Raw genomic sequence first — 21361 nt, forward strand, 5'->3', positions numbered from 1 at the left:
GCCTTCCCCCTCCGGCGGAACTTCGATCGGGCAGCACGGGGTCCCCGGATGCCACGACCGGTCGCGTGACATCCGGGTTCAGCCCCCGTCGGGCGAGGAATCAGGAAGAGCGCGGGGTCACGAACGTGTCGTTGATGACGTAGCCGTCGAGGCCGTACGTCTCCCCGTACTCGATGAGATCACTGGTGCGGTTGAGGAAACCGCGGCCGTTGTTGTTCAGCGAGGTGTTGCACAGCACGCTGAACCCGGTCTGCTCGCGGAACGCCTCGAGCAGGTCGGTGATGCCTGCGTTGCGTTCCCGCGTCACCGTCTGGGTGCGCGCTGTCCCGTCGACGTGCGTGATGGCCTTCAGCTCGTCGGAAGTGACGTGGTTGAAGTACAGCATGTACGGGTCCTGCACCGAGCCGACGAACCACTTCGGGGCGTCGGACTCCAGCGCGATCGGGGCGATCGGCCGGTATTCCTCACGGCGCTTGATCTTGTTGAGCCGCACGGTGGTGTCCACGGTGAACGGCGCGGCCAGGATCGACCGGTTGCCCAGCGCCCGCGGGCCCATCTCGTACCGGCCGCGCGCCCAGCCGATGATGTTGCCGTCCTTGATGTACTTCGCGACCTCGCTCGCCACGAGCGGCCGGGTCTCGTACTTGGCCGGGTCCGGGATGACGTCTTCGACGAAGCCCTCTCCCGCGTAGACGTCCCAATCGATGGTCGCCTGTCCGGTGTAGAACCATTGCGCGTCGATGGCGGTGCCCAGCGCGGAACCGCTGTCGTTGGGGCACGGCGGCACGAACACCGACGAGAACAGGCCGCTCTCGCGCCACAACCGGTTCCAGTCGCAGTTCAGGCCGCAACCGCCGGAGATCAGCAGCGGCAGGCCTTCGGTCAGGTTCTTCTCCGCGTAGTCGTGGAACCGGTTGAAGATCGCCTGCGAATGCTTCGCCGCGGCGTTGCGGTATTCCTGTGACCAGACGCCCGCGTTGTACAGATGGGACCAGGACATCTCCTCTTTGGACAGACCGAGGATGATGCCGTCGCGGTCGAGGATGAAGTCGATGGTCTTCTGCTCGTCCGGGGTGAGCGGACCCGGTTCGGCGAATCCGGTCAGCGCCATCTGCTTGCCGGCGTCGTTGAACCGGAACTTCCCCTTGCCGAGCGGGAAACCAGGGTCCGCCAGCGCGAAAAGATACGCGTACTTCGCGCCGGGGTCGGCCAGCACATGCTTCAGGTGGGTGGCCTCACCGCGTTCGTCGATCCGGTAGAAGTCCCCGATGTTCCCTTCCCACACCAGGGAGTAGTACGCCTGGCCGGGGGCGGCCGGGGCCATCCCGAGGGAGGTGTAGATATGCGAGCGCTCGTGGGTGGAGGAGAAGTAGCGCACGTCCTTGCCGAAGAACTTGCCCGCTTCGTCGGAGATCGCGCCTTCGCCGACACCGAAGTATCCGGTGCGGGAAGGGGGTTCCACCGAGAACTCGCCCTTGACCCAGCCACCGAGCGCGACCACGTCGGGCTGCTTGTCGAGCATGCCCGCAGCGCGCGCCATCAGCTCGCCGGTGATCCGGTCGTAGCGCGGGTAGTTGTCCTTTTCCGACTCCAGCGCGAACAGCAGCTTGCCGTCCTCGATGGCCACGATCCCGCCATCGTGGCCCTCTTTCATCGACAGAATCAGCATTGTGTCACCGAATTTCGCTCGCCTTCATTCGTCGATTCATTCAAGCCGCGCGGCCCGTTGACCGGAAGCGCCGCGCGGCTCGAACAATCAACCTTCCGACGAGCCGCCCGGCAGGGTGCGCACAGCCTCGTGGCGCAGCGATTCGAACGCGTTCTTCCGTGCCCGGCGGCCGACCATCGGGACGGCGGCGGCGAGCGGGTTCGGCTCCCGTTGCCGCTCGGCGGCGAACGCGCTGACCAAACGGGACACCGCATAGCGGCCCGCGACGTTGGCGCGCTGGAGAAGTCCCGCGTCCACGACGGACTCGAGGAGCTCGTCGGCGGTCTCGATCATGATGCCCATCGCCGCCGCGACACCGATCGACGTCGTCCAGCCCGCCCCGCTCTGCCCGAAGTGGTGGATCGCCTCCCGTCCGGCGGGCGACAGCTGTTCGTACGCCGCCGTGAACCGGTCACGGACGTTGACGTCACCCACGCTGAGGCTGTCCATGAGCCGTTCACGATCGGCGAGCCGCCCCGCCGTGTACGCGATCGCCCATTCCGGGCGCGCGGCGATCTTGCGGCCGACGATGTTGACCGCCAGCGGGAGATCACCGCAGAGTTCGGCGATCGAATCGGTGGCGTCGTGCTCCGCCCGCACCCGGCCCGGACCGGCGATCCGGCCGATCAACGCCAGCGATTCCTTACGGGAGAACGTGTTCAACTCGATACGGTTCGTGTCCTCCAGCCCGAGCAGCCGGGCGCGGCTGGTCACCACGACCTGGCTGTGCGGGGCCTGGCCCAGCAGCGGCCGCACCTGTCCCTCGTCGTTGACACCCGCCAGGAGTACGAACAACCGGCGTTCCGCCAGCAGGGACCGGTACAGCCCGATCCGCTGCATCGGATCGTCGGGCACGAGATGCGCCGGCACGCCGAGCGCGCGCAGGAAGCCACGCACGATCCCGTTGGCCGACCGGCCGCCGGTGCCGCTGTTGCTCAGATCGGCGTAGAGCTGCCCGTCCGGGAAGTCCGCCGCCACCTCTTCGGCGAGCCTCAGCGCGAAGGCCGTTTTACCCACACCGATCGGACCACTGACGAGCAGCGGCGCTTTGACCTGACCGGTCGCCCCGATCATCTCGGCGGCGTCGGTCAAATCCTTTTCCCGGCCCACGAAAGTCCTCGATCCCATGGGCAGCTGGGCCGGACGGGCGAGATGGATGACGCCGGATGCGAGCGCGTGCGCGCCGTCCGCCGGTATCTCGGCCTGCGCCGGCGTGGGCGCGCGTTCCTCGCGGACCTCGACGCCGCCCCCTGTTTGCCCGGCGACACTCCGCCAGCGCCGCTCCCACGCTGCCCGGTCTCCCCCGCACGCGGAGACGAACGCCAGTGTCACGGCGAGGGTGGGCAGCCGGTGGCCGCTGGCCGCGCTGGACAGCACGGAAGGTGCGAACAGCGCCGTCCTCGCGAGTTCCCGGTAACTCGGGTTTCCCGCCCGGTTCCTCAAAACGCGCAGATCATGAGCGAATGCGGCGATCGGACCAGTGGAGCCGTCCAACGGTCGCTCGGGTCTGCCCATGCCTTCTCCTCCCCTGGATGGGGTAACGCGATCGCACTGCGTAACCGCCATCCTCGTGGCCTTCCTGGCCACAACCCTAAAGGACCAATGAACCATGCAGCAGATACAAATAGGTGACTCAATGTACAAAGTCCAATAGTTGGACGCGGAAATTCACCCCCTTGGTGGCACCGGATAGGGTGCGCCCATGTCTGGCCCCCTGCCCCCGCTCGCCGAACTGCGGCGCGCCGCCGAAGTGTTCAACGGCTTCGCGAATGCCGACACCTCATGGCTCCGCCTTCTGGCGGCCACGTCCGATGAAAACGGGCTCTCCGCGATCGACCTGTCACAGGCCGCACATCGCACCATTCTTCTGCGCTGGCTGAACTCGTGGGGCTGCCGCATCCGGTACCCGCGCGAGGGTGAGCCCGCCCCGTTCGACGACGGGATCAAGACCTGGTGGGAGACCTGGGGCGCCGGACTGCCCACTGTCGACCTCGTCCACCTGACGGACGCGGGCATCGACGCGACCGCGAAGGCGTACGCGGACCTCTCGGCCGTCGTCGTCTCAGCTGGACGGACGAGGCGCACGCTGGGCCCGACCGCCGCAGCCAAAGCCCTGTATGCGTTGCGGCCCAACACGATCATGCCGTGGGATGCCGCCATCGCGGCCACCCTCCACGGCGCCCGCGACGGCGCCGCGTTCGGCGAGCATCTGCGGCTCGGCCGCGAGTGGGCCGCCGCGGTGATCGCGGAGGCGGGTGCCGACGGGGAGAAGATCCCTGCCCTCGTGGGCAGGCCCGTGTCACTGGCGAAGGTCCTCGACGAATACCTTTACGTCGCCTTCACCATGGGCGCCAAGGGTGACTGGGGAACAGACAGCGGAGAATGGTGGAAAAATGGCAACCGGGGATGACGTCAGGCGGATCACTTCGGAGCTGCCCCGCGCCTATGAGGCGCTGGTCCGGGACCGGCCGAAGTTCCGCGTGGGGCGAATCGTGTTCCTTTCACTCTCGCCCGACGAAACCGAGATGGGATTCGGCTATCCCAAAGAAGAGCGGGAAGCGCTGGTGGCGGGCGAGCCGGACAAGTTCATGATGCCGATTCCGTCCGATATGCGCTATCAGTGGGCTCGCGCCCGGCTGTCCGCGCTCGATTACGAGGAGTTACGAGAGCTGATCGTCGACTCGTGGCGAATGTGCGTGCCGAAGAAGGTCTGGGCGGAATACCTGGAAAAGAACCCGCACTGAGTTACTCCTTTCGGCGTGCGCCATTCGGCCCCGTCAGCTGCCCTTTTCGGTCCCGTGAATTGCCTTTCAAGCGATAGAAACGGCCCGTTCACGACAAACCACACCCCGCCGCCACGTGATCGAGGACGTAACTCGCGTGCTTGGGGCCGGATCTCGCGTGACTGGAGGCCGCACTCGGGTGTGCGGCCTCTGATCACGCGAGTTACGCCTTCAAACACGCGAGTTCCGGCTCTGATCACGCGAGTGCCGAGGCCCAGGTACGTGAAGGCCCCCTTCCTTGCGCCTGGCGCAGTGAAGGGGGCCTTCATGTACTTCAAGCCAGGCGCTACTCGGCGACCTCTTCGATCGCCGAGGTACCGCGCGAGCCGGGAGTCCCGTACCGCTCCCACACCTCGTTCAGCCGGATCCGCCCGTCCGGCAGGAACTCCGGGGTGTTCGTGCTGTGCCCCGAGATCACCTGGCCGCTGGCCAGCACCATCGTGTAGGCCATGTCGATCGTCCCGTCCTCGCCGCACTTCCCGGTGAGCGAACCGAGCCGGACGCCGCCGCCGGTCAGCTCGGCCCACACCAGGTCGTCCTTTTGCCGGTACAGGGTGACCGGCGCGTCCGGGTCGGTGCTGACCTTGCGGAAGCGTTTCCCGTCGTAGTTGATCATCCGTGCTGCTCCGTCCGTGCCGAAGAACCAGGGAACCAGAGGTCGTCCGAGGTGAGATCCGCGAGGTCGTACTTCCCGAGCGCGCTGGTGAGCAGCCGCAGTTCGAGTTCGAGGCAGCGCACCAGCCGCACGAGGCCTTCGGTCGCGTCCTCGTCGACGGCGAGCAGCGCGGCCCGGCCGAGGCCGACCGCGGAAGCGCCCATGGCCAGGCACTTCAGCGCGCGGGCGCCTTCCCAGACCCGCCCCGACACCAGCAGCGACGCGTCGTGCTTGCCGACCCGGCGCAGGCATTCCACCAGCGGCAATCCCACCTGGTCGAGGAACACCGACGGTGCCCAGCCGGTGCCGCCCTCGGCGCCGTCCACGGTGACGGCGTCCGCTCCCGCCGCCCACGCGACCTGCGCCGCCTCGCCGACGTCGCGGCCCGGATGCAGCTTCACCCAGGCGCGGGAGCGCGGGTAGTTGTTGCGCATCAAGTGGATCTGCTGGCGCAGGATCTCCCCGGTGAACGTGCCGGGACTACTGGAGCGCAGCACCATGGCCGTGTCCGTGCCGAAGGTTTCGTCCACTGTGTACTGTTCGGCGATCTCGCCCGCGGCCGTGCGCGAGAGCACGGTCATCCCGCCGAGCCCCGGCTTGGCGCCCTGGCCGACCTTGAGCTCGAACGCCAGCCGCCCGGTTTCCAGCAGTTTCGTCGCGGACGGGTCGCTGTAGACGAGGTTCCACACCTCCGCGTCGGCGTCTTCGGTGCTCTGCTGCACAACGACGCCGCCCAGCCCGTCCGGCACCGCGCCGGCGTACGCCCGGATCCGGCCGAGCAGGCCGTCTTCGGCGCTTTCGCCCATCCGGCCGTAGCCGTGCATGGGCACGACGTTCTCGCCGATCACCATCGGCATCCCGAGCCTGCCCGCCTGCTCGCTCGCGGCGATCCCGAGACCGCTGCCCGCCACCTGCGTGGACCCGAACGCGCACAGGAACACCGGCGACGGAGCGGTGAAGCCACCGAGGACCGTCGAGAGCCCGACGTCGCCGTAGACCGGTTCGCGCGCGAGGTCGAACATCTTCTCCAGCCGCCTGGGGACGAACACCGGCGGCACGATCCGCGCGCGGTCGAGTTCGTCGCCACCCGAGTCGACGTCCGCGCCGAACAACGAGCGGCCGTATCCCCCGACGTCGGGGAAGATCGCCGCGCTGCCTTCCCGCGCCCGTGCGCGGATCGCGTCTTCGGGAAGCTGCCGCGCGGTGATCACGGCGTCGCGATCCCAGGCAGCTTCGGGTACGCGTTCGCCTGCCAGACCGCGTCCAGCCCGGCGAGGTAACGCGTCACCCGCTCCAGCCCCATCCCGAAGCCCGCGCTCGGCGGCAGTCCCTCGCGCGCGAGATCGAGGTACCAGGCGTACTTCGCCGGGTTCTCCCCCGTCTCCCGCATCCGTTCGATCAGCCGGCGGTACTCGTGCGTGCGCTCACCACCGCTGCAGAGCTCTCCGAACCCTTCCGCGGCGACGAGGTCGAAGTTCCGCAGCACCCCCGGCTCGGTGCTCGACTCGCCGTCGGTGAACCCGCGCGAGCCCTTCGGGTAGTCGACGATGAAGAACGGCCGGTTCGTCTGCTCGGAGATGATCCGCTCGCCCTGCCAGTCGATCTCCGCGTCGGCGCTCTGCCCGTGCCTCAGCCCCTGCAACCGCGACACCGCCTCGCGGTGCGTCATCCGCTCGAAGTCCTCCTCCAGCAACGCCGTGAACGCGTCCTGGTCGCGGCCGAGCGTCGCCAGGTCCACTTTGGACTCTCGCAGCGTGTACGTGACCACGTGCCGGAGCAGGCCCTGCGCCAGGTCCAGCACGTCCTCACGGCTCGCACGGGCCACCTCGACGTCGATCTGCGTGAACTCCACCAGATGCCGTCCGGTGGTCGAGGTCTCCAGCGGCTCCAGCCGCACGTTCGGAGCGACGTAGAAGATCTTGTCGAACGCGAGCAGCGACGCCTGCTTGTACAGGATGACACTGGTCATCATCTTGTACTTGTGCCCGTAGTAGTCGACGTCGACCTGTTTGGCGCCGCGGCAGCCGGGGTCGGTGACCGGCCCGATCATCGGCGGCTGGAGCTCCACGAACCCGTTCATGCCCAGGTACTCGCGGGTGCCCGCGGTGATGCTGTTCTGGATGCGCAACGCCGCCTGCGTCACCGGTGACGTCAGATGCTCGCGGGTGCCCGGCGGCAGTGCCGTTGGCGATGTACCGGTCATGTTTTACTCCCCTGTAGTGATTTCACAGTATCGATTCCCGGCATCCCGTACTTCTCGTCGAACGTCCGCTCGACGTACCGGAGCGCGTCCAGCAGCTCGCCCGACGTCATCCCCCGGTCTGCGGGCAGGTCGACGAGATCACCCAGCGGCATCGCGCCGATCCGCTGCCATTCCAGCCGTCCGTTGACGTCCAGCCGTCCGCGCGCTCGGCCGGCGTTGTCCGGGTGCAGGCAGAACGGGACGTCCAGCTGCCCCCTCGCGAACGCGGTGACCAGCGCCCTCCCGAGATCGCTGTCGAGCGAAAGGACGTTGTCCACCAACGCTTTCGCCTGCGCGTGGATCCCGGTGTCGCCGAGCTGCCCGATCCGCGAGACGCCGGCGGCGGCCTCGGCGGCGTGTTCGAGCGCGGTCACGTTCTCCGCCACCGTCGGCACCCGGTGCGCCTCGGCGGTGGTCTTGACGATCAGCCTGCCCGCCCCCGTCCGGGCGGCCAGCCGCGCGGACTCCGCGATCAGCGCCAGCGCGCCGCCGGGAGTCCTCGGATGGACACCCATGTAGCCGTAGATCACCACATGCGCCCGCGCGTGCGGCACGTATTCCCTGATCAGGGCGTGCAGCGCGGCGATCGCCTCCTCGTCCTGCCCGGCGTGGGTCTGCTGCGCGTAGCTGAAGGACAGGCACCGGACCCCGTGCCGCCAGAAGAACATCCCCTCCAGCACACTCAGCGCGACCAGCAGCGCCGGCGGGCACAGCTGGCCCATCATGCAGCCGCCGAAGGTCTCCAGATGCGGTTCCAGCTCCGGCCCTCGGGCCATCGCCAGGGTCTCGCAGGACCGCCGCCAGTTGTCGACGGCGGCCGAAAGCGGCATGCGGCTATACGGCAGGCAGTACGAGACCGGCCCGCCCTCGGTCGCGTGCAGCCCGTGGTCGAGCAGGGTCCGCACGATCCGGCGGGGATCCGGCGAGCCGTGCCGGATCTGCACCGGGAACTCCCTGCTCACCACCGCTTCGAGCAACGCCGATGTCGTCGCGGGATCGTGGTCGACGAGCGGATAGCCGTTGAGATCCGCGCCCACGGCCAAGGCCTCACGCGCGGCTTCGTGGTCGCCGACCCTGGTATAGCTGTCGATCGTGATCGTGCCGACGGTCGCGGCACGGGCCGCGCGGGTCGCCAGCAGCCCCCTTCCCATCCGTTCCGGATCCGCGAAACCCATCCGGGGCTGGACGACCAGCTCTCCCCTGGCGTGGTGGCGTGCGACCACCTCGCCGAACGAAAGGCCCCGCCGCGGGGCGAGCACCTTCATCCGGTGCCCAGCGGCACGCCGGTGCGGACCGACAAGGTGTGGATGAACGTCCGGAACGGGCTCAGCCCGCCGGAGTCTTCGAACACCGCGTCGAATCCCGCCGCCATCAGCCGGGCGGCGTTGCTGCCGCCCACCACGTCGAGCTTCCCGCCGATCACGACCGGTGTCGTGACCAGCGCCTGCTGCGCGCGGAAGGCATCCATCAGGCGCACGCCGTCCCGGCAGCCGTGCCCGTTGACGCTGCTGATCACCACCAGATCCGGTCGCTGGAGCACACACTCGCGCACGATCGTCGCGTCCGGGACGCAGGCGCCGAGATTCCTCACCCGGCAGCCCAGTTCCTCCAGCAACAGCTCCAGGTACACCAGGTTCCAGGTGTGCGCGTCGGACGAGAGCCCGGTGACGATCACGTCGAGACCGGCGTCCGGGAGTGCGGGCTGGACGGCTTCGATGCTCATGGGGCGGCGTTCTCCCTCTCCTCGCCGTCCGGCCGCACGTCGATCTCGATCAGCGCGACCGCCTCTTCGGCCAGGCGCAACGCCTCCGCCGGGCTGCCCGCGGTCACCATCAGATCGCCGACGCGGTCCCACGAACTGCGCAGCCCGTCGAACCGGTCACCGGCCGAAACGCCGACGTCGCACAGGAACACCCCTTCGGCCTGCGACGCCTTCTCCACTCCGCGCACGTCTTCGATGAGACCCGGCTCGATGGACACGAACCGGACCGCGGCCCCGCCCGCGGCCTCGCGCGGCAGCACGTCCACGACCGGCTCGTCCTTCATCACCGAGAAGTAGGCGCGGTTCAGCTCCACCGGATAGGCGCGCTGGATCAGCTCGATGATGCCGTCACCGGCGAACCGGCCTGCGCATTCGACCAGGTACGGGACCCCGTCCGAGACGATCCATTCACAGTGGACGATCCCGGTGCCGAACCCGGCCGCGCCGGTGAGCCGCCGCGTCTCCTCGTTCAGCAGCGTGGTGAGCTCGTCCGGGATGCCGGCGGGGACGATATGCGCGAGCTCCACCGGGCGCGGCCCAGGGAACAACCGCTTGCCGGTGACGTTGGCGAACAACGGCTCGCCGTCCCGCAGCAGCATTTCGACGCTGTACTCGTCGCCATCGACGAAGCTCTCGGCGAGCATTTTCAGTTCCATCGCACGGTCCGGGACGAAGATCCCCTCGTCCTGCACGACACAGTTCGCCCACGCCTGGTCGGCCTCGGCCGCGTCGGTGAGCACCTGCGTCCCCACCGACGCCTGGCGGTTCGCGGGCTTCAGGACGGTCTTCCCCGGATGCCGCGCCATGAACTCGCGGACCTCGTCGGGGCTTTCGACCCGCGCCGACGCCGGGTTCGCGATCCCCGCCGCCCGGCTGACCAGGCGCAGCACCGCCTTGTCCCGCAGGATCTGCGCGGCGCCGAACCCCGCGCCCGGCAGGCCGTAGCGTTCCGCGAGCCGGGCCGCGAACGGGGTCGCGTACTCGGTCAGCGGCACCACCGCGGCCGGATCGAGGTCGCGGTGGACGTGGTAGAACTCGTCCGCCTTGCCGGGGAGGTGGAACTCCCATTCGATCAGTTCGCGCACCAGCGCCGAACCGGCCACCGTCTCCCGTGCGTTGCGTTTGCGGACGACATCGGGCTCTTCGACGAAGATGACCGACCCGTCCGGCTGGAAGTCCTTGATGGACGAACCCAGCGCGGCCGCCACGAAGCCGACCAGCACCACCGGCCGCGTCATGCCTCGCCCTCCGCTGTGTCGTCGATGTAGTACCAGTTCTCGGGGTTGATCAGGCCGTACGGGTTGATCGGCGAGAATCCGCGCAGGTTGCCCGCGACCTCGAACAGCCGTCGCGGGAACGTCGGCATGAAGATCACCGGCGCCTGGTCGGCGATGTACTCCTGGTACTCGTACAGCGCTTCGAGGCAGTCGGTGGTGACCGTCTTCGCGATCAGCTCGTCCGCCCTGGCGTCCCGGTAGTTGCTGAAGTTGCACGCGGCGCCGCTCTGGAAGAGGTTCTCGCCGGTCGGGTAGTTGTAGACCCAGCCGCCGCCCCAGCAGGACAGCTCCCACATCCGCTTCTCACCGGGGCCGTCCTCGGCCACCAGGACCGATCCCATCACCTCTTCCAGGCGGATCTCGATCCCGGCCTTGGCCGCGTCGTCCCGGAACTGCGCCATGAGCCGCGCCAGCGAGGGCCGCCCTTCCCAATAGCGCAGGGAGAAACTCAGCTCGGTGCCTGCCGGGATGCCTTCGCCTGCTTCCTCGGGCCGCACGCACACCGCGGGGGAAGCGCTGACATCCCAGCCGTTGTCGGCGAGTAACTGCCGCGCCTTCTCCAGGTCGAACGGCCAGAACCCGCCGCGTTCGGCGATCTTCGGCGAGACCAGGTCACTCTTGGGCAGCACCGGGATCGACCCGGTCTGACTCCAGCCGTAGCCCTGGTATACCTCGCGGGCCCCGTACTCCTGGTCGAAGCAGCTCTGGAGGGCCTGCCGGACGTAAGGCTGCCGGATCATGTTCCCGGCGACGGTCGGGTTGCTGAAGTTGACCGCCATGAAGTTGATGTTGAACAGGATCTGCGGTTCCAGCTGGAAGCCGTCGCCGAGCGGGTTCGGCCCGCCCTTGGTCGGGTCGCCGTCCGGCTGGACACCCATCCCCGGCGGCAGGAAGCCGACCTGGACGTCCCCGGATTGCAGCAGTTCGTACTGCTGCTCGTCCGACGTCGTCGAGACCTGGCGCAACTCGTCGAGATGCGGCGGGTTGGGTCCGCTGTAGTGCTCGTTCGGGACGAAGGTGACGACACCTTCCTCGGTGTAGCTCTTGAGCCGCCACGGTCCGTTGACGACACTCCACACCGGACTTTCGGCCCAGCGGGTGCGGTGCGAGTTGTCCTCCTCGACGACGTCGCCGTTCTCCGCCATCAGGAATTCGTAGACCGCCTCGGCCTGCTCGATGTCGTGTGTCGCGTCGGCCGGGCCGTCCGCGGTGCGGTCCCAGGCCTTCGGCATCGGCGTGATCATGGTGAGCTGGTTCAGCAGTACCCAGTTCTTCGAGTACGCCTTGTCGAAGGTGAAGCTGACCTTGTCGTCGTCGACCTTCGCGAACGACACCAGGTTGTCCGGGAAGTAGCCCTCGGAGTAGGCACCGAACCTCGGCCCCTTCACCTTCAGCATGTTCATCCAGAAGATGACGTTGTCCGCGCAGAGCGTCTCGCCGTTGGACCACTTCCACGGTTTGATCCGGACCGTGCAGGTGCGGCCGGTCTCGTCCCACACCGGCTCTTCGCCGACACTGAGGTCCCAGTCGATCTCCGGCGCGCCGTCGCGGCCCAGCCAGTACAGCGGCCGGTACATCAGCATCTGGAACTCGTAGAGGCTCCGCACGCCGAAGCGTTCGCCAGGGGTGAAGGGGAAGATCACCGCGGGCGGGAACCCTGGCAGGCAGGCCCAGGTCGCGACGCCGCCCTTGATCGGCTTGTCCGTCATGACTTTCGCTTCCTCCGAATCAGGCCGCGCTCAGGCGGCGGTCGCCTCGAGAACCTCGGCCGGCTGCTTCTTCTCCTGCGCCGACAGCGGTTTCGCCAGACTGAAGTAGGTGCCGATCACGATCGCGCCCTGCAGGATCGCCAGCCCCCAGAACGCGTAGGGCACGGTGGTCGCGTCGGCCAGCGCGGACAATCCGACCGTCGCGCCGACACCGAGCCCGAGGCCGACGGCCTGCGTGCCGCCGAAGATCCGGCCGACCCGGTCCTCCGGGCTCGCCCGCATCAGCAGGGTGCGGGCGGCGATCCGGCCCTGGGCGAAGCAGAACCCGGCGAACGGGATCGCCGCCATCAGCGCGATGTAGTGCACCGGCTGGATCGCGAGGCAGATCAGGTTCCCGAGCGTGCCCAGCACGGCCAGATGGATGCCCTTGAACCGCTTGCTGACCTTGCCGTACGCGGCGGCGCCGACGATGAAGCCGACCCCGGCCAGCGCGTCGACCACGCCGATCATCCACGCGCCCTGGCCGAAGGTCTGCAGGATCAGCGTGGTCAGGATGACGTTGGCGACCATCAGGCCGATGTTCCCGTTGGCGTACAGCAGCGCGAGCCGTTTGATCGGCTGGTGCACCGGGGCTTCGACCGGCGCCGACGCGTCGGCGGTCGCGGTCTCCACGGCCACCGGCGCCTTGGCGGGCTTGCGGCCGATCCCGTAGACGAGCACGGCGGAGACGACGAAGGTCAGCGAGTTGAAGATGAACAGCGGCGTCGCGCCGAACCAGATCACCAGGAATCCCGCGAGCGAGGACGCGAGCAGCATGCCTGCGTTGCTCGCCATCTCGAAGTGCGAGTTGAACTTCCCGAGCCGCTCGTCGCGGATGCGTTCCTTGATCAGGCCGTTGCTCGCGGGCATGAACAACGCCGCGGTGCAGGCGAGCATGAAGTTCGCTATGTAGGACCCCAGGTTCGCCGGGCCGCCGATCCACAGCCAGACCGGCAGGGCGAACGCGGTCAGCGCGCTGACCAGGTCCGCGGCGACGCACAGCATCCGCCTGTCGACCTTGTCGACCAGCTTGCCGAACAGCAGCGCGAGCGCGACCTGCGGGATCGACACCGCGATGAACAGCCAGCCGACGGCGAGGGTGGTCTGCTCGGCGTGGAAGACCAGGATCGCGGCGGCGGTGATCTGGAACGCGTTGCCCGCCGTGGTGACGAAGCCCGCCGGGACCAGCAGGCGTTCGGCGAGCCGGGAACTCCGGACCGCGTCGGCGGGAAGGGAACTGTCGAGTGACATGGGGTCTCAGACCTCGCTCGTCGGGGGGAATTCCAGTGATGGCACGGCGAACGCCGTGGTGTGCGTGACGTCGAAGGCGGCCGCGTCGATCCGAAGGTCGAACCCGCCCGCTTCGGCGGCACGCGCGGCGAGGTCGATCAGGATCGGCGAGGCGCAGCCGATCAAGGCCCGCAGTTCGAGGAAGAGGTCGCCCAGCGCGCCGCGGAGCACCTCCTGGTCGAGATTGCCTTTCAGGGTGCGTTCGGTGGCCGCGCCCAGGCGCCCGACGTGCTGCACGATCAGATCGGCGGCCCGGCTGAGGCTGAAATCCTCGAGTTCGTAGTTCAGGGCGAACCGGGAGACCATCGCCGCCGCGCGTTCCGTGGCCTCGACCGACACCGGGAGCGAGCCGTTCTCCCCGCCGACCTCGGCGGTGAGTTTGGCCAGGGTCTCGGCGAGTTCGTTCCAGGGCGCGACGAGCCGCTCCCCCGCGACCTTCTCCAGCGCGGCGCGGGAGAAGTTGGTCCTGGCGAACTCGGGGGCGGTGAGATTGAGGTGGAACCGCGCGATGTCGCGAGGCACTTCGGCCGCGAGTTCGCGGGCCCAGACCACGTGTCCCTTGCTGGTGGAAAACTTCTCGTTCTCCAGCTCGTAGAACTCGTTGACGAGCAGGGTGTCCGGGAGGACGTAACGGCCTTCGAGGGCCATCAGCTCGGCGACGTGGACGACGCCCCAGGTGAACAGCGGATCGAACCCCATGAACACCACGACCCGCGCGTCGTTCTCCGCGAGCCACGCGTCGTCGTCGGCGGCCTTCGGTTTTCCGTTGCGCCGCAACGCGTACTCGGTGCAGTACATCGAGGCGGGCATCCCCTCGACCCACGCGTTGAGCCGCTGCCCCGGCGTCTGCAGGAACGGCGCCGGCAGCCCCCATTTCACCGGGTACGTGATCGCGAAGTCCGGCAACGGCCCGGCCAGCAGTTCCCGCATCAGGCCGAGCACGTGCGGCCGCCACGACGGGCCGCGTTCCTCGTAGTAGGCGAGGAGCTGTTCGCGGTACTCCGAGACGGGGAAGACCATGATCTCCGTCTCGCGGTAGGTCACCTCGTCGGCCGGGTCGAGCACCGAATAGGGCTCGATGAGCGCGTCGAAGTCGATCGGATGCCCGCAGCCCTCGCAGAACCCGCCGCGGCTGTCGGCGAGACACGTCGGGCAGCCGCCGCCGACGAACCCCTCGACCAGGAACTCGCCCTTGCTCTCGCTGTAGGGCAGCCGCACCTTGCGCAGCCGAAGCTTTCCCTTGTCGTACAAGCGTTTGACGTAGTCATGGACGAGCGCCCTGTACCCGTCGTCGGTCGGCGAGAACCCGTCGACCTCGACACCCATCGCCTTGAACGTGCGCTGGATGTCCTCGGTCGACTGCTTCACCAGCTCGGGTGGTGTCGACCCGACCCTGGCCGCGCTGGTGACGAGATAGGTCTGGCTGTCGTCGGTGCAGGAGGCGAACACGCCCTCGCGGCCCGCCGCGCGCAGGTAGCGCCGGTGCACGTCGGCGCCGAGATACGGTCCGGCGATATGCCCGATGTGCAGGTCCCCGTTGGACGTCGGGGGGCCGCCGATGATCACCACCGGTCTCGTGTCTGCCATGGTCACGCCAGCTCCTCGTGCCGGGCGGCGAACTTCGCCGTCATGTCGGAGTCCCACCAGATCGCGTACATCTCGAAGTCCTCGGCGCCGTCGTTGAGGATGCGGTGCTCGGTGCCGGGCCGGTGGAACTCGATGTCACCCGGCCGGAAGGCGCGGCGCTCTCCCCCGGACTCCACGACCGCCTCACCGTTGACGGCGATGAAGAGCTCGTACTCGTGGTGGGAGTGCGCACCCGTCGCGCCGTGCGCGGGCACCGTGACCCATGCCCCCTCGAACGGCGCGTTCAGCGCCGCCCACGGCAGCAGCCGCTGGCCGTAGGCGCCGTTCTCGAAGACCATCTTTTCCCGCTCCAGCGGACGGATCTCCATGACGTTCTCTTTCTGCTCGGGGATCAGCGGGTGGCGACAACGGGGTCGGCGGTGTCGGCGGTGTCGGCGTCCGACGTCGGCTGCGGCGGCACCTCGGGGGTCTCGCCGCGATGGGCGAGGATGTCCTGCAGGATGTCGTTGGCACGCGGGGCGAGGACGCTCAGCAACGAGTCCGCGATCCCGTGCGTCGCTTCGTTGACGCCCTGGAGGTACACGGCCGCGGTGGCGGGCTGGTCGATCTCCAGCCGGTAGTCGCGGGTCACCTTGATCTCCGAGAGTCCGATCGATTTGGCGATCTCCTGGACCATCCTCGGCATCTCCGGGGAGAAACCGGTGCCGAGCAGGACGAGATCGGTGCGCAGTTCCTGGGTCTCGCCGGTGCGCCGGTCGGTCAGTTCCAGCACGATCTCGTCACCCTCGTCGCGGGCGTCCGTGATGTCGCTCATCGTGACCATGTTCAGCCGGGAACGACCGGAAAGACGGTCCAGGTAGATCGAGCGGTAGAGCGCGTCCATCGTGCCCGGCGCCAGCCCGGAGTAGTTGGTGTGGTGCATCTCCTTGAGCATCTGCTCACGCGCTTCCGGTCGCGCGTCGAAGAATTTGTCCACATGGGACGGGAAGAACAGCTCGTTGTTGAACTTGCTGCTCTCGTAGTAGTTCAGGCCGATCGAGCGCATCACCATGGTCGGCTTGCATTCGGGCAGGTCCCGCTGCACCGCGCCGAACAGCTCCGCCGCGCTCTGCCCGGCGCCGATCACCGCGACACGGTACGGAAGGTCCTTGCGCAGCTTGGCGATCCTCGGCAGATACTGAGTACTGTGGATGACGCGGTCCTGATCCACCGTCCGGAGCAGGTCGGGGATCCGCGCGTCCCGGCCGGCGCCGACCACCAGGTACCGGCTGCGGATCGTCTCGCCGTCGGCGACCCTGGTGTCCCAGCCGGTCAGCGTCCCGTCCGTCCACACGGGAGTGATGTCGAGGCATTCCCGGCCACGCTGCAGATCCACCAGTGAAAGCGAATCGGCCGTCCACTTGAGATAGTCGGCGAGCTCGACCCGGTACGGGACGAAGCTGCCCATGTTCACGAACTCGTTGAGCCGGTTCGTCGCGTGCAGGTAGTTGAGGAACGAGAAGCGGCTGCGCGGGTTGCGCAGGGTCACCAGGTCCTTGAGGAACGAGACCTGCGACAGCGCCTCCGGCAGCAGCATGCCCCGCTGCCAGGAGACCTCCTCGTCGCGTTCGAGCAGGACCGAATCGCGGGCCAGGCCGGGCGCGAGCTCCTCGAGCGCCACGGCGAGTGCCAGGTTGGACGGTCCTGCTCCGACTGCGAGAAGCTCGACATCACGGTTCGCCATTTGTTTGCTCCGCCATCGTTGTGAGTGCTTGGAAGGTGTTCTGCGGTGCCCGGTCAGCCACCGGCGGCCACCGAGGGCAGCAGGGGGTGCGCGGTCAGCCGGACCTGGGCCATGGCCTTGTCCAGCACCACCTCACAGTCGTCGGGATCACGGCCCGCGCAGATCACGTACGCGTGCCGCGAGATGAACTCCGCCGGCGGCAGCCGCATCCGCGCCCCCGGCTCGACGAGCGCGTCGGCGGTGAGAATCCCGTTGTCCCGCATGGAACCCGGCACGGACACGGACTCGACGACACAGTCCTGCTTCGGATAACCGAACCGCACCCCGACCCACCGCGGCTCGGCCTCGTGCGGGATGTGCGGATGCAGGCCGAGCGCGACGTCGACCGCGGCCGCGCCAGGGTCGATCCCGGTCGCGAACCGGGCGAGCAACGGGATCAGATCCCCGCCGAGCCTGCCGTTGATCTCCACGATCACCGGTCCGCGCTCGGTGAGCTTGAGTTCGGTGTGGGTGATGCCGTACCGGAAGTCGATCGCGCTGTGCGCGCGGGCCAGCGTCGAGCGGAGCGCCGGGTCCGCGAGCAGCTCGTCCGCGGAGCTCACCAGATGGCCGAGTTCCTCGAAGTACGGGTGCATGCCGACCGTCTTGTGCGCCACGAACATCGGCGTGTACTCACCGTCCACGACGGCACCGTCCACACTGATCTCGGGTCCGGTCAGGTACTCCTCGACCAGCGCCCCGCCCTGGTAGGCGGGAGAGCCACCGAAGCTGGCGTCCTCCGCGGTCCGGAACGCCTTCCGCACCGCCTCGCCGTCTTCCGCGAAACTGACGCCGATGCTGGCCCCGCCCCCGCGCGGCTTGACCACGACCGGATACCCGATCCGGTCGGCCACCCGGACCGCCTGCTCCTCGTCGTGCACGAACCCGAAGTCCGGCTGCGCGACCCCGGCCGCGGTGAGCGTCCGCCGGTTGAGCCACTTGTCCCGGCACCCCTCGATCGCGGAGATCCCCGCACCCGGCAGGCCGAGCTCGTCCGCGACGTGCGCCGCGGTGACGATCAGCGCCTCGTCCCACGACACCACGCCGAGCACCGGCGTCTTCGCGTTCACCGCGCGGGCCGCGGCCAGTACGGCGTCACGATCCTGCAGGTCCAGCACCGTGGCGCCGGTGATGTAGCGCTCCTGCCAGGTCGGTTCGGCCCCGTTGAACAGCCACAAGGGATGCCGGTGCCCGGCCGACGCCAACAGGTACTCCCGGTACGGCCGCATCCCGCAGCCGATCACCAGGACAACACCCTCCGCTGAGCTCATTCCCTCTCCCCACCAGCCCGTCGCTTCGTCGCGGGCTACTACATCTCGGGGATTGGTTGACCGGAACCCTTGATTCACACAGAACAATCAACGAGATGCGTGGCGGGGTGACGGGTGGTATGCGGATGGCGTTGCCGTCCCGACGGCCGGGAGTGGCCTTCCTGAGTCACGGCCCGACCGATCATCGGCCGCCGACTGCTCGAACTGGGATGACATTCATTGATCTACCGTTCACCCTTAAGTGGGAATTACACATTCTCACGACTACTTAAAAGTACGAACACCTGTTCGATAGATATCTGGTATCATTAAGGTGTGTCCGAGACCTTTCTTCCCGAGTTGCCGCAGGAGTTGTGGCGTGCCGGCAAGCTGGAGCTTGCGCATGGTGTGCGGCAGTTCTTGCAGGTGATGCGGGTCGCCTGCGCCGGCCTGGGGCGGTATCTGGCGGAGGTGGAGTCTCGGGGCGCGAAAGACCTGTACGGCTATGGGTCGACGATTACGTGGTTTGCTGATGTGGCGGGGTTGTCGTTTGGTGAGGCGCGGTCGGTGGTGAATCAGGCGATCGCGTTGAACCCGACGCGGGCGTTGGATGGCAGTGAGGTTGCGGCGTTCGCGCCCGCCACTGCCGCTGTGGCGGCGGAAGGGCTGGTCGGGCACGAGCGGATCCAGCAGATCCTGGACATCCTGGGGAGAATCCCTGCGGATACGTCTGCCGAGGATCGGGAGTGTGCGGAGAAGATCCTCGCGACCCTCGCTCGTGACGCCGGGCCTCGGCAGCTGGCGAAGGCCGAGCAGGACCTGCTCGGCTGGCTCGACCCCGACGGCAACGAGCCCAAGGATCCCGAACCTGCCGAGCCTCGCCGCGAGGTCACCCTGGAACGCCGCAAAGACGGCTTCTGGAAGCTGAACGGGTTGCTGGATGACGAGCTCGGGGCCCGGACGGCGGCCGCGCTGGAGGCGTACGCGACACCGCGCCCGGTGGACGAGTTCGGCCAGGCGGATCTGCGGACCAAACCCGAACGCCAGGGTGACGCCTGGGCCGAACTTCTCGACCTCGCGATCGCCTGCCCGGACCAGCCCGGCACCAGCGGCTACCGCACCCTCGTGCACGTCACCATCGGACTCGACGAACTCAAAACCGGTCTCGGGACCGCCTGCCTGGACTCCGTCGGCACCATGACCGCCCGCGACGCCCGCATGGCCGCCTGCGACTGCCTCATGCTCCCCGTCGTGCTGAACGCCGCCGGAGAACCCCTCGACCTAGGACGGCTGAGACGGTTCGTCACACCAGGTCAACGCCGGGCGCTGAACATCCGCGACGGAGGCTGCGCGTTCCCCGGTTGTCATCGAAGACCCAAGAACTGCCATGCCCACCATATTGATCACTGGGCAGACGGCGGACCGACCGACCTCCGCAATCTGGTGCTGCTGTGTGGATTCCATCACCGGCTGATCCATCATGGTGATTGGGAAGTCCGGATGGCTCCCGATGGGTTACCGGAGTTCATCCCGCCCCAATACTTGGACCCGCTCCGAAGAACCCGGCGCAACACCCTCCACCACACCTGAACCCCGCACGACCCCGAGGAGCCCGCCGGCCACACCGGCGACGGGCCCCTCACCATGCCCACAGACCGGCAAGTCACCGGAACCAGGGTGACAATCCGCAAAGTCCCCGCGTGACCGGTCCGGTCACGAAGAGGTGTGGAAACAGGGACGTTGAACGTCCCTGTTTCCACACACCCCTCACCCCGAGCTACACCTCGCGCGCAGCGGCTCACACAGGGTTTCGCCCGCTTCGGTGAGCGCGCACTCGACCCGGATCGACACTTCCGGCCAGCCAGTGCCACGCACAAGACCATCCCGTTCGAGCCCGCGAAGGCCCAACGTCCCGGATTTCGAAGGAAGGCGACTCGTGTCTCGCATTACTGTCATCGGCCACTGAGCGCGCCGGCCTAGTTCCGGTTCCCGTAGGACTGTTCGCACGGATACCCGTCGCGGTCGGCGTCCCAGCTCAGCGGGCGCCCCGCGTTCACCCAGGCGCTGTACGCGTACGTGTACGAGAATCCTTCGGCGAGAAGGCGCTGACACGACGTGAGTGAAGGTGCCCGCGTGACCGTCACCGGCGGCTCCGCCACGACCACCGAGGTGGCAGGCGGCGCGACGATCGCGGTGGTCGTCGACGGCGGCACGATCTCCCGCACCACGGTGACCGGTGTCCCGGCGGTCGTCGTCCCGCAGCCACCCAGTACCGCGGCGGCGCCCGCCGATGCCAGCAGTACCGCGACCATTCTGTTCATGTTCTCGCCTCCCGGTGAAACCGCCGAATCCTCACGAGAGGAGAACGGCGGTTTCACCGGCGGCATCACAGGTTCGGCGCGATCGGAGCCCCAAGTCCCCGGAAGTCGGGAGCTTCGGCACGGATCGGGCAGGGCCGGAAGACCCTAGGACTGGACGACGTTCACCATCCAGGAGATACCGAACTTGTCCGTGCAGGCACCGAATTCATCGCCCCACATCTGCTTTTCGAACGGGACCGAAACAGCACCCTCGGCGGACAGTTTCTCCCAGTATCCGCGCAATTCCTCACCGTCGTCACCACTGAGGCTGACCGACAGGTTGGTGCCCGGCTTGTGCTCCATTCCCGGCGGCGTGTCCGACGCCATGATCGTGTAGCCGCTCGGCGAATCGAGCTGACTGTGCATGATCTGGTTCTCCACCGGCGAACCCGCCATACCGGACTCGCCGAACGTATTCAGCGTCAGCTCTCCGCCGAACACCGACTTGTAGAACTCCATGGCCTGCCGGGCGTCGCCGGCGAAGCTGATGTAAGGATTGAGTCGGGAAGCCACTGGAAACGCTCCTTCTGGTCGGGTCACGAGCATCCTGGCAGACCCCACCCGGCGCGACAACGACTGGACCACGGCCGGGTGAATCCCGAAATTCAACGCCGTGCACCGAATGCGGTGAGCGATTTCCCCAATGCGCTCCGATGACCGACGTAGCCGTGTCGTGTATGCCGCTTTAGTGTCGTCCTATGCCCGCATTCCGGATCCACCCCGCGACGGCAGACCGGTTCGGCGACGTCCAGGCGGGCCATCGCCGGCAGGGTGGCGCGCACGCGCTGCTGGACGGGGCGATCTCCTACGCCCGGTCACACGGCGACCCATGTCGGGACGGTCGGGCTGTTCGCCGCCGCGGGTTTCGAGCTCATCGAGGAGACCAAAGCGCGTTCGGACCGGCGACCGCGCTGGCTGATGCGCCTCGACCTGTGAG

The 21361-nt window shown here is 67.9% G+C and carries 20 protein-coding genes; 4 read left to right on the plus strand and 16 right to left on the minus strand.

What is annotated here, in order from left to right; genetic code table 11:
* Positions 1–100 precede the first annotated feature (100 nt).
* Together AMYAL_RS0139905 and AMYAL_RS0139910 are read right to left on the minus strand one after the other, a co-directional pair.
* Complete coding sequence (locus tag AMYAL_RS0139905) at positions 101–1669, minus strand: carbamoyltransferase C-terminal domain-containing protein (RefSeq protein ID WP_020636907.1); 1569 nt, start codon at positions 1667–1669, stop codon at positions 101–103.
* 87 nt (positions 1670–1756) lie between these two features.
* Entirely contained in the window at positions 1757–3223 is a 1467-nt protein-coding gene (locus AMYAL_RS0139910; protein WP_026467830.1) for an NB-ARC domain-containing protein, read from the minus strand.
* A 187-nt stretch (positions 3224–3410) separates the two neighbouring features.
* Here AMYAL_RS0139910 and AMYAL_RS0139915 point away from each other — a divergent pair, with 187 nt between their 5' ends.
* Positions 3411–4118, plus strand: a complete 708-nt coding sequence (locus AMYAL_RS0139915; RefSeq protein ID WP_020636909.1) for a hypothetical protein — start codon at positions 3411–3413, stop codon at positions 4116–4118.
* The gene (locus AMYAL_RS0139920; RefSeq protein WP_020636910.1) at positions 4102–4452 is read left to right on the plus strand and encodes an MmcQ/YjbR family DNA-binding protein; all 351 of its coding nucleotides are present in this window, start codon (positions 4102–4104) and stop codon (positions 4450–4452) included. The genes AMYAL_RS0139915 and AMYAL_RS0139920 overlap by 17 nt, the downstream gene beginning before the upstream one ends.
* Before the next feature lie 325 nt (positions 4453–4777).
* Here the strand turns inward: AMYAL_RS0139920 and AMYAL_RS0139925 are convergent, their stop codons facing one another.
* The 12 genes from AMYAL_RS0139925 to AMYAL_RS0139980 are packed head-to-tail and all read right to left on the minus strand — an operon-like array spanning position 4778 to position 18085.
* Positions 4778–5107 (minus strand): avidin-fold protein, encoded by a 330-nt coding sequence (locus tag AMYAL_RS0139925; RefSeq protein WP_020636911.1) that lies wholly within the window; start codon positions 5105–5107, stop codon positions 4778–4780.
* Complete coding sequence (locus AMYAL_RS0139930; protein WP_020636912.1) at positions 5104–6357, minus strand: glutamate synthase-related protein; 1254 nt, start codon at positions 6355–6357, stop codon at positions 5104–5106. Before AMYAL_RS0139930 ends, AMYAL_RS0139925 begins: the two co-directional genes overlap by 4 nt.
* A complete protein-coding gene (locus AMYAL_RS0139935) occupies positions 6354–7349 on the minus strand; it encodes an asparagine synthetase A (RefSeq protein ID WP_026467831.1) in 996 nt (331 codons plus the stop codon). The genes AMYAL_RS0139930 and AMYAL_RS0139935 overlap by 4 nt, the downstream gene beginning before the upstream one ends.
* Complete coding sequence (locus AMYAL_RS0139940; RefSeq protein WP_020636914.1) at positions 7346–8653, minus strand: hypothetical protein; 1308 nt, start codon at positions 8651–8653, stop codon at positions 7346–7348. The genes AMYAL_RS0139935 and AMYAL_RS0139940 overlap by 4 nt, the downstream gene beginning before the upstream one ends.
* Positions 8650–9111, minus strand: a complete 462-nt coding sequence (locus AMYAL_RS0139945; RefSeq protein WP_020636915.1) for a cobalamin B12-binding domain-containing protein — start codon at positions 9109–9111, stop codon at positions 8650–8652. The genes AMYAL_RS0139940 and AMYAL_RS0139945 overlap by 4 nt, the downstream gene beginning before the upstream one ends.
* A complete protein-coding gene (locus AMYAL_RS0139950; protein WP_020636916.1) occupies positions 9108–10388 on the minus strand; it encodes an ATP-grasp domain-containing protein in 1281 nt (426 codons plus the stop codon). Before AMYAL_RS0139950 ends, AMYAL_RS0139945 begins: the two co-directional genes overlap by 4 nt.
* Complete coding sequence (locus AMYAL_RS0139955) at positions 10385–12136, minus strand: ABC transporter substrate-binding protein (protein WP_020636917.1); 1752 nt, start codon at positions 12134–12136, stop codon at positions 10385–10387. The genes AMYAL_RS0139950 and AMYAL_RS0139955 overlap by 4 nt, the downstream gene beginning before the upstream one ends.
* A 30-nt stretch (positions 12137–12166) precedes the next feature.
* Complete coding sequence (locus AMYAL_RS0139960) at positions 12167–13426, minus strand: MFS transporter (RefSeq protein ID WP_020636918.1); 1260 nt, start codon at positions 13424–13426, stop codon at positions 12167–12169.
* 6 nt (positions 13427–13432) lie between these two features.
* Entirely contained in the window at positions 13433–15052 is a 1620-nt protein-coding gene (locus tag AMYAL_RS0139965; protein WP_026467832.1) for a class I tRNA ligase family protein, read from the minus strand.
* A 2-nt stretch (positions 15053–15054) separates the two neighbouring features.
* On the minus strand, positions 15055–15420 hold the full coding sequence (locus AMYAL_RS0139970; RefSeq protein ID WP_020636920.1) for a cupin domain-containing protein: 366 nt from the start codon (positions 15418–15420) through the stop codon (positions 15055–15057).
* 23 nt (positions 15421–15443) lie between these two features.
* Positions 15444–16775: a lysine N(6)-hydroxylase/L-ornithine N(5)-oxygenase family protein gene (locus AMYAL_RS0139975; protein ID WP_020636921.1), complete on the minus strand. Its 1332-nt coding sequence runs from the start codon at positions 16773–16775 to the stop codon at positions 15444–15446.
* 53 nt (positions 16776–16828) lie between these two features.
* Positions 16829–18085 carry an ATP-grasp domain-containing protein gene (locus AMYAL_RS0139980; RefSeq protein WP_020636922.1) on the minus strand — a complete coding sequence of 419 codons (1257 nt, stop codon included), beginning with the start codon at positions 18083–18085 and terminating at the stop codon, positions 16829–16831.
* A gap of 315 nt (positions 18086–18400) precedes the next feature.
* On the opposite strand from AMYAL_RS0139980, the gene AMYAL_RS0139985 reads away from it, so the two are divergent.
* A complete protein-coding gene (locus tag AMYAL_RS0139985; protein WP_020636923.1) occupies positions 18401–19654 on the plus strand; it encodes an HNH endonuclease signature motif containing protein in 1254 nt (417 codons plus the stop codon).
* A gap of 386 nt (positions 19655–20040) precedes the next feature.
* Here the strand turns inward: AMYAL_RS0139985 and AMYAL_RS0139990 are convergent, their stop codons facing one another.
* Both AMYAL_RS0139990 and AMYAL_RS0139995 read right to left on the minus strand, forming a co-directional pair.
* Positions 20041–20385, minus strand: a complete 345-nt coding sequence (locus AMYAL_RS0139990; protein ID WP_245193318.1) for a hypothetical protein — start codon at positions 20383–20385, stop codon at positions 20041–20043.
* A 144-nt stretch (positions 20386–20529) separates the two neighbouring features.
* Positions 20530–20937 (minus strand): VOC family protein, encoded by a 408-nt coding sequence (locus AMYAL_RS0139995; RefSeq protein ID WP_020636925.1) that lies wholly within the window; start codon positions 20935–20937, stop codon positions 20530–20532.
* Between the two features lie 258 nt (positions 20938–21195).
* On the opposite strand from AMYAL_RS0139995, the gene AMYAL_RS49695 reads away from it, so the two are divergent.
* Positions 21196–21360, plus strand: coding sequence for a hypothetical protein (locus tag AMYAL_RS49695; RefSeq protein WP_157358235.1), 165 nt, complete (start codon positions 21196–21198; stop codon positions 21358–21360).
* The last annotated feature ends 1 nt before the right edge of the window (position 21361 follow it).

It is taken from the genome of Amycolatopsis alba DSM 44262 (genome assembly GCF_000384215.1).
In the GTDB taxonomy this organism is placed as follows: domain Bacteria; phylum Actinomycetota; class Actinomycetes; order Mycobacteriales; family Pseudonocardiaceae; genus Amycolatopsis; species Amycolatopsis alba.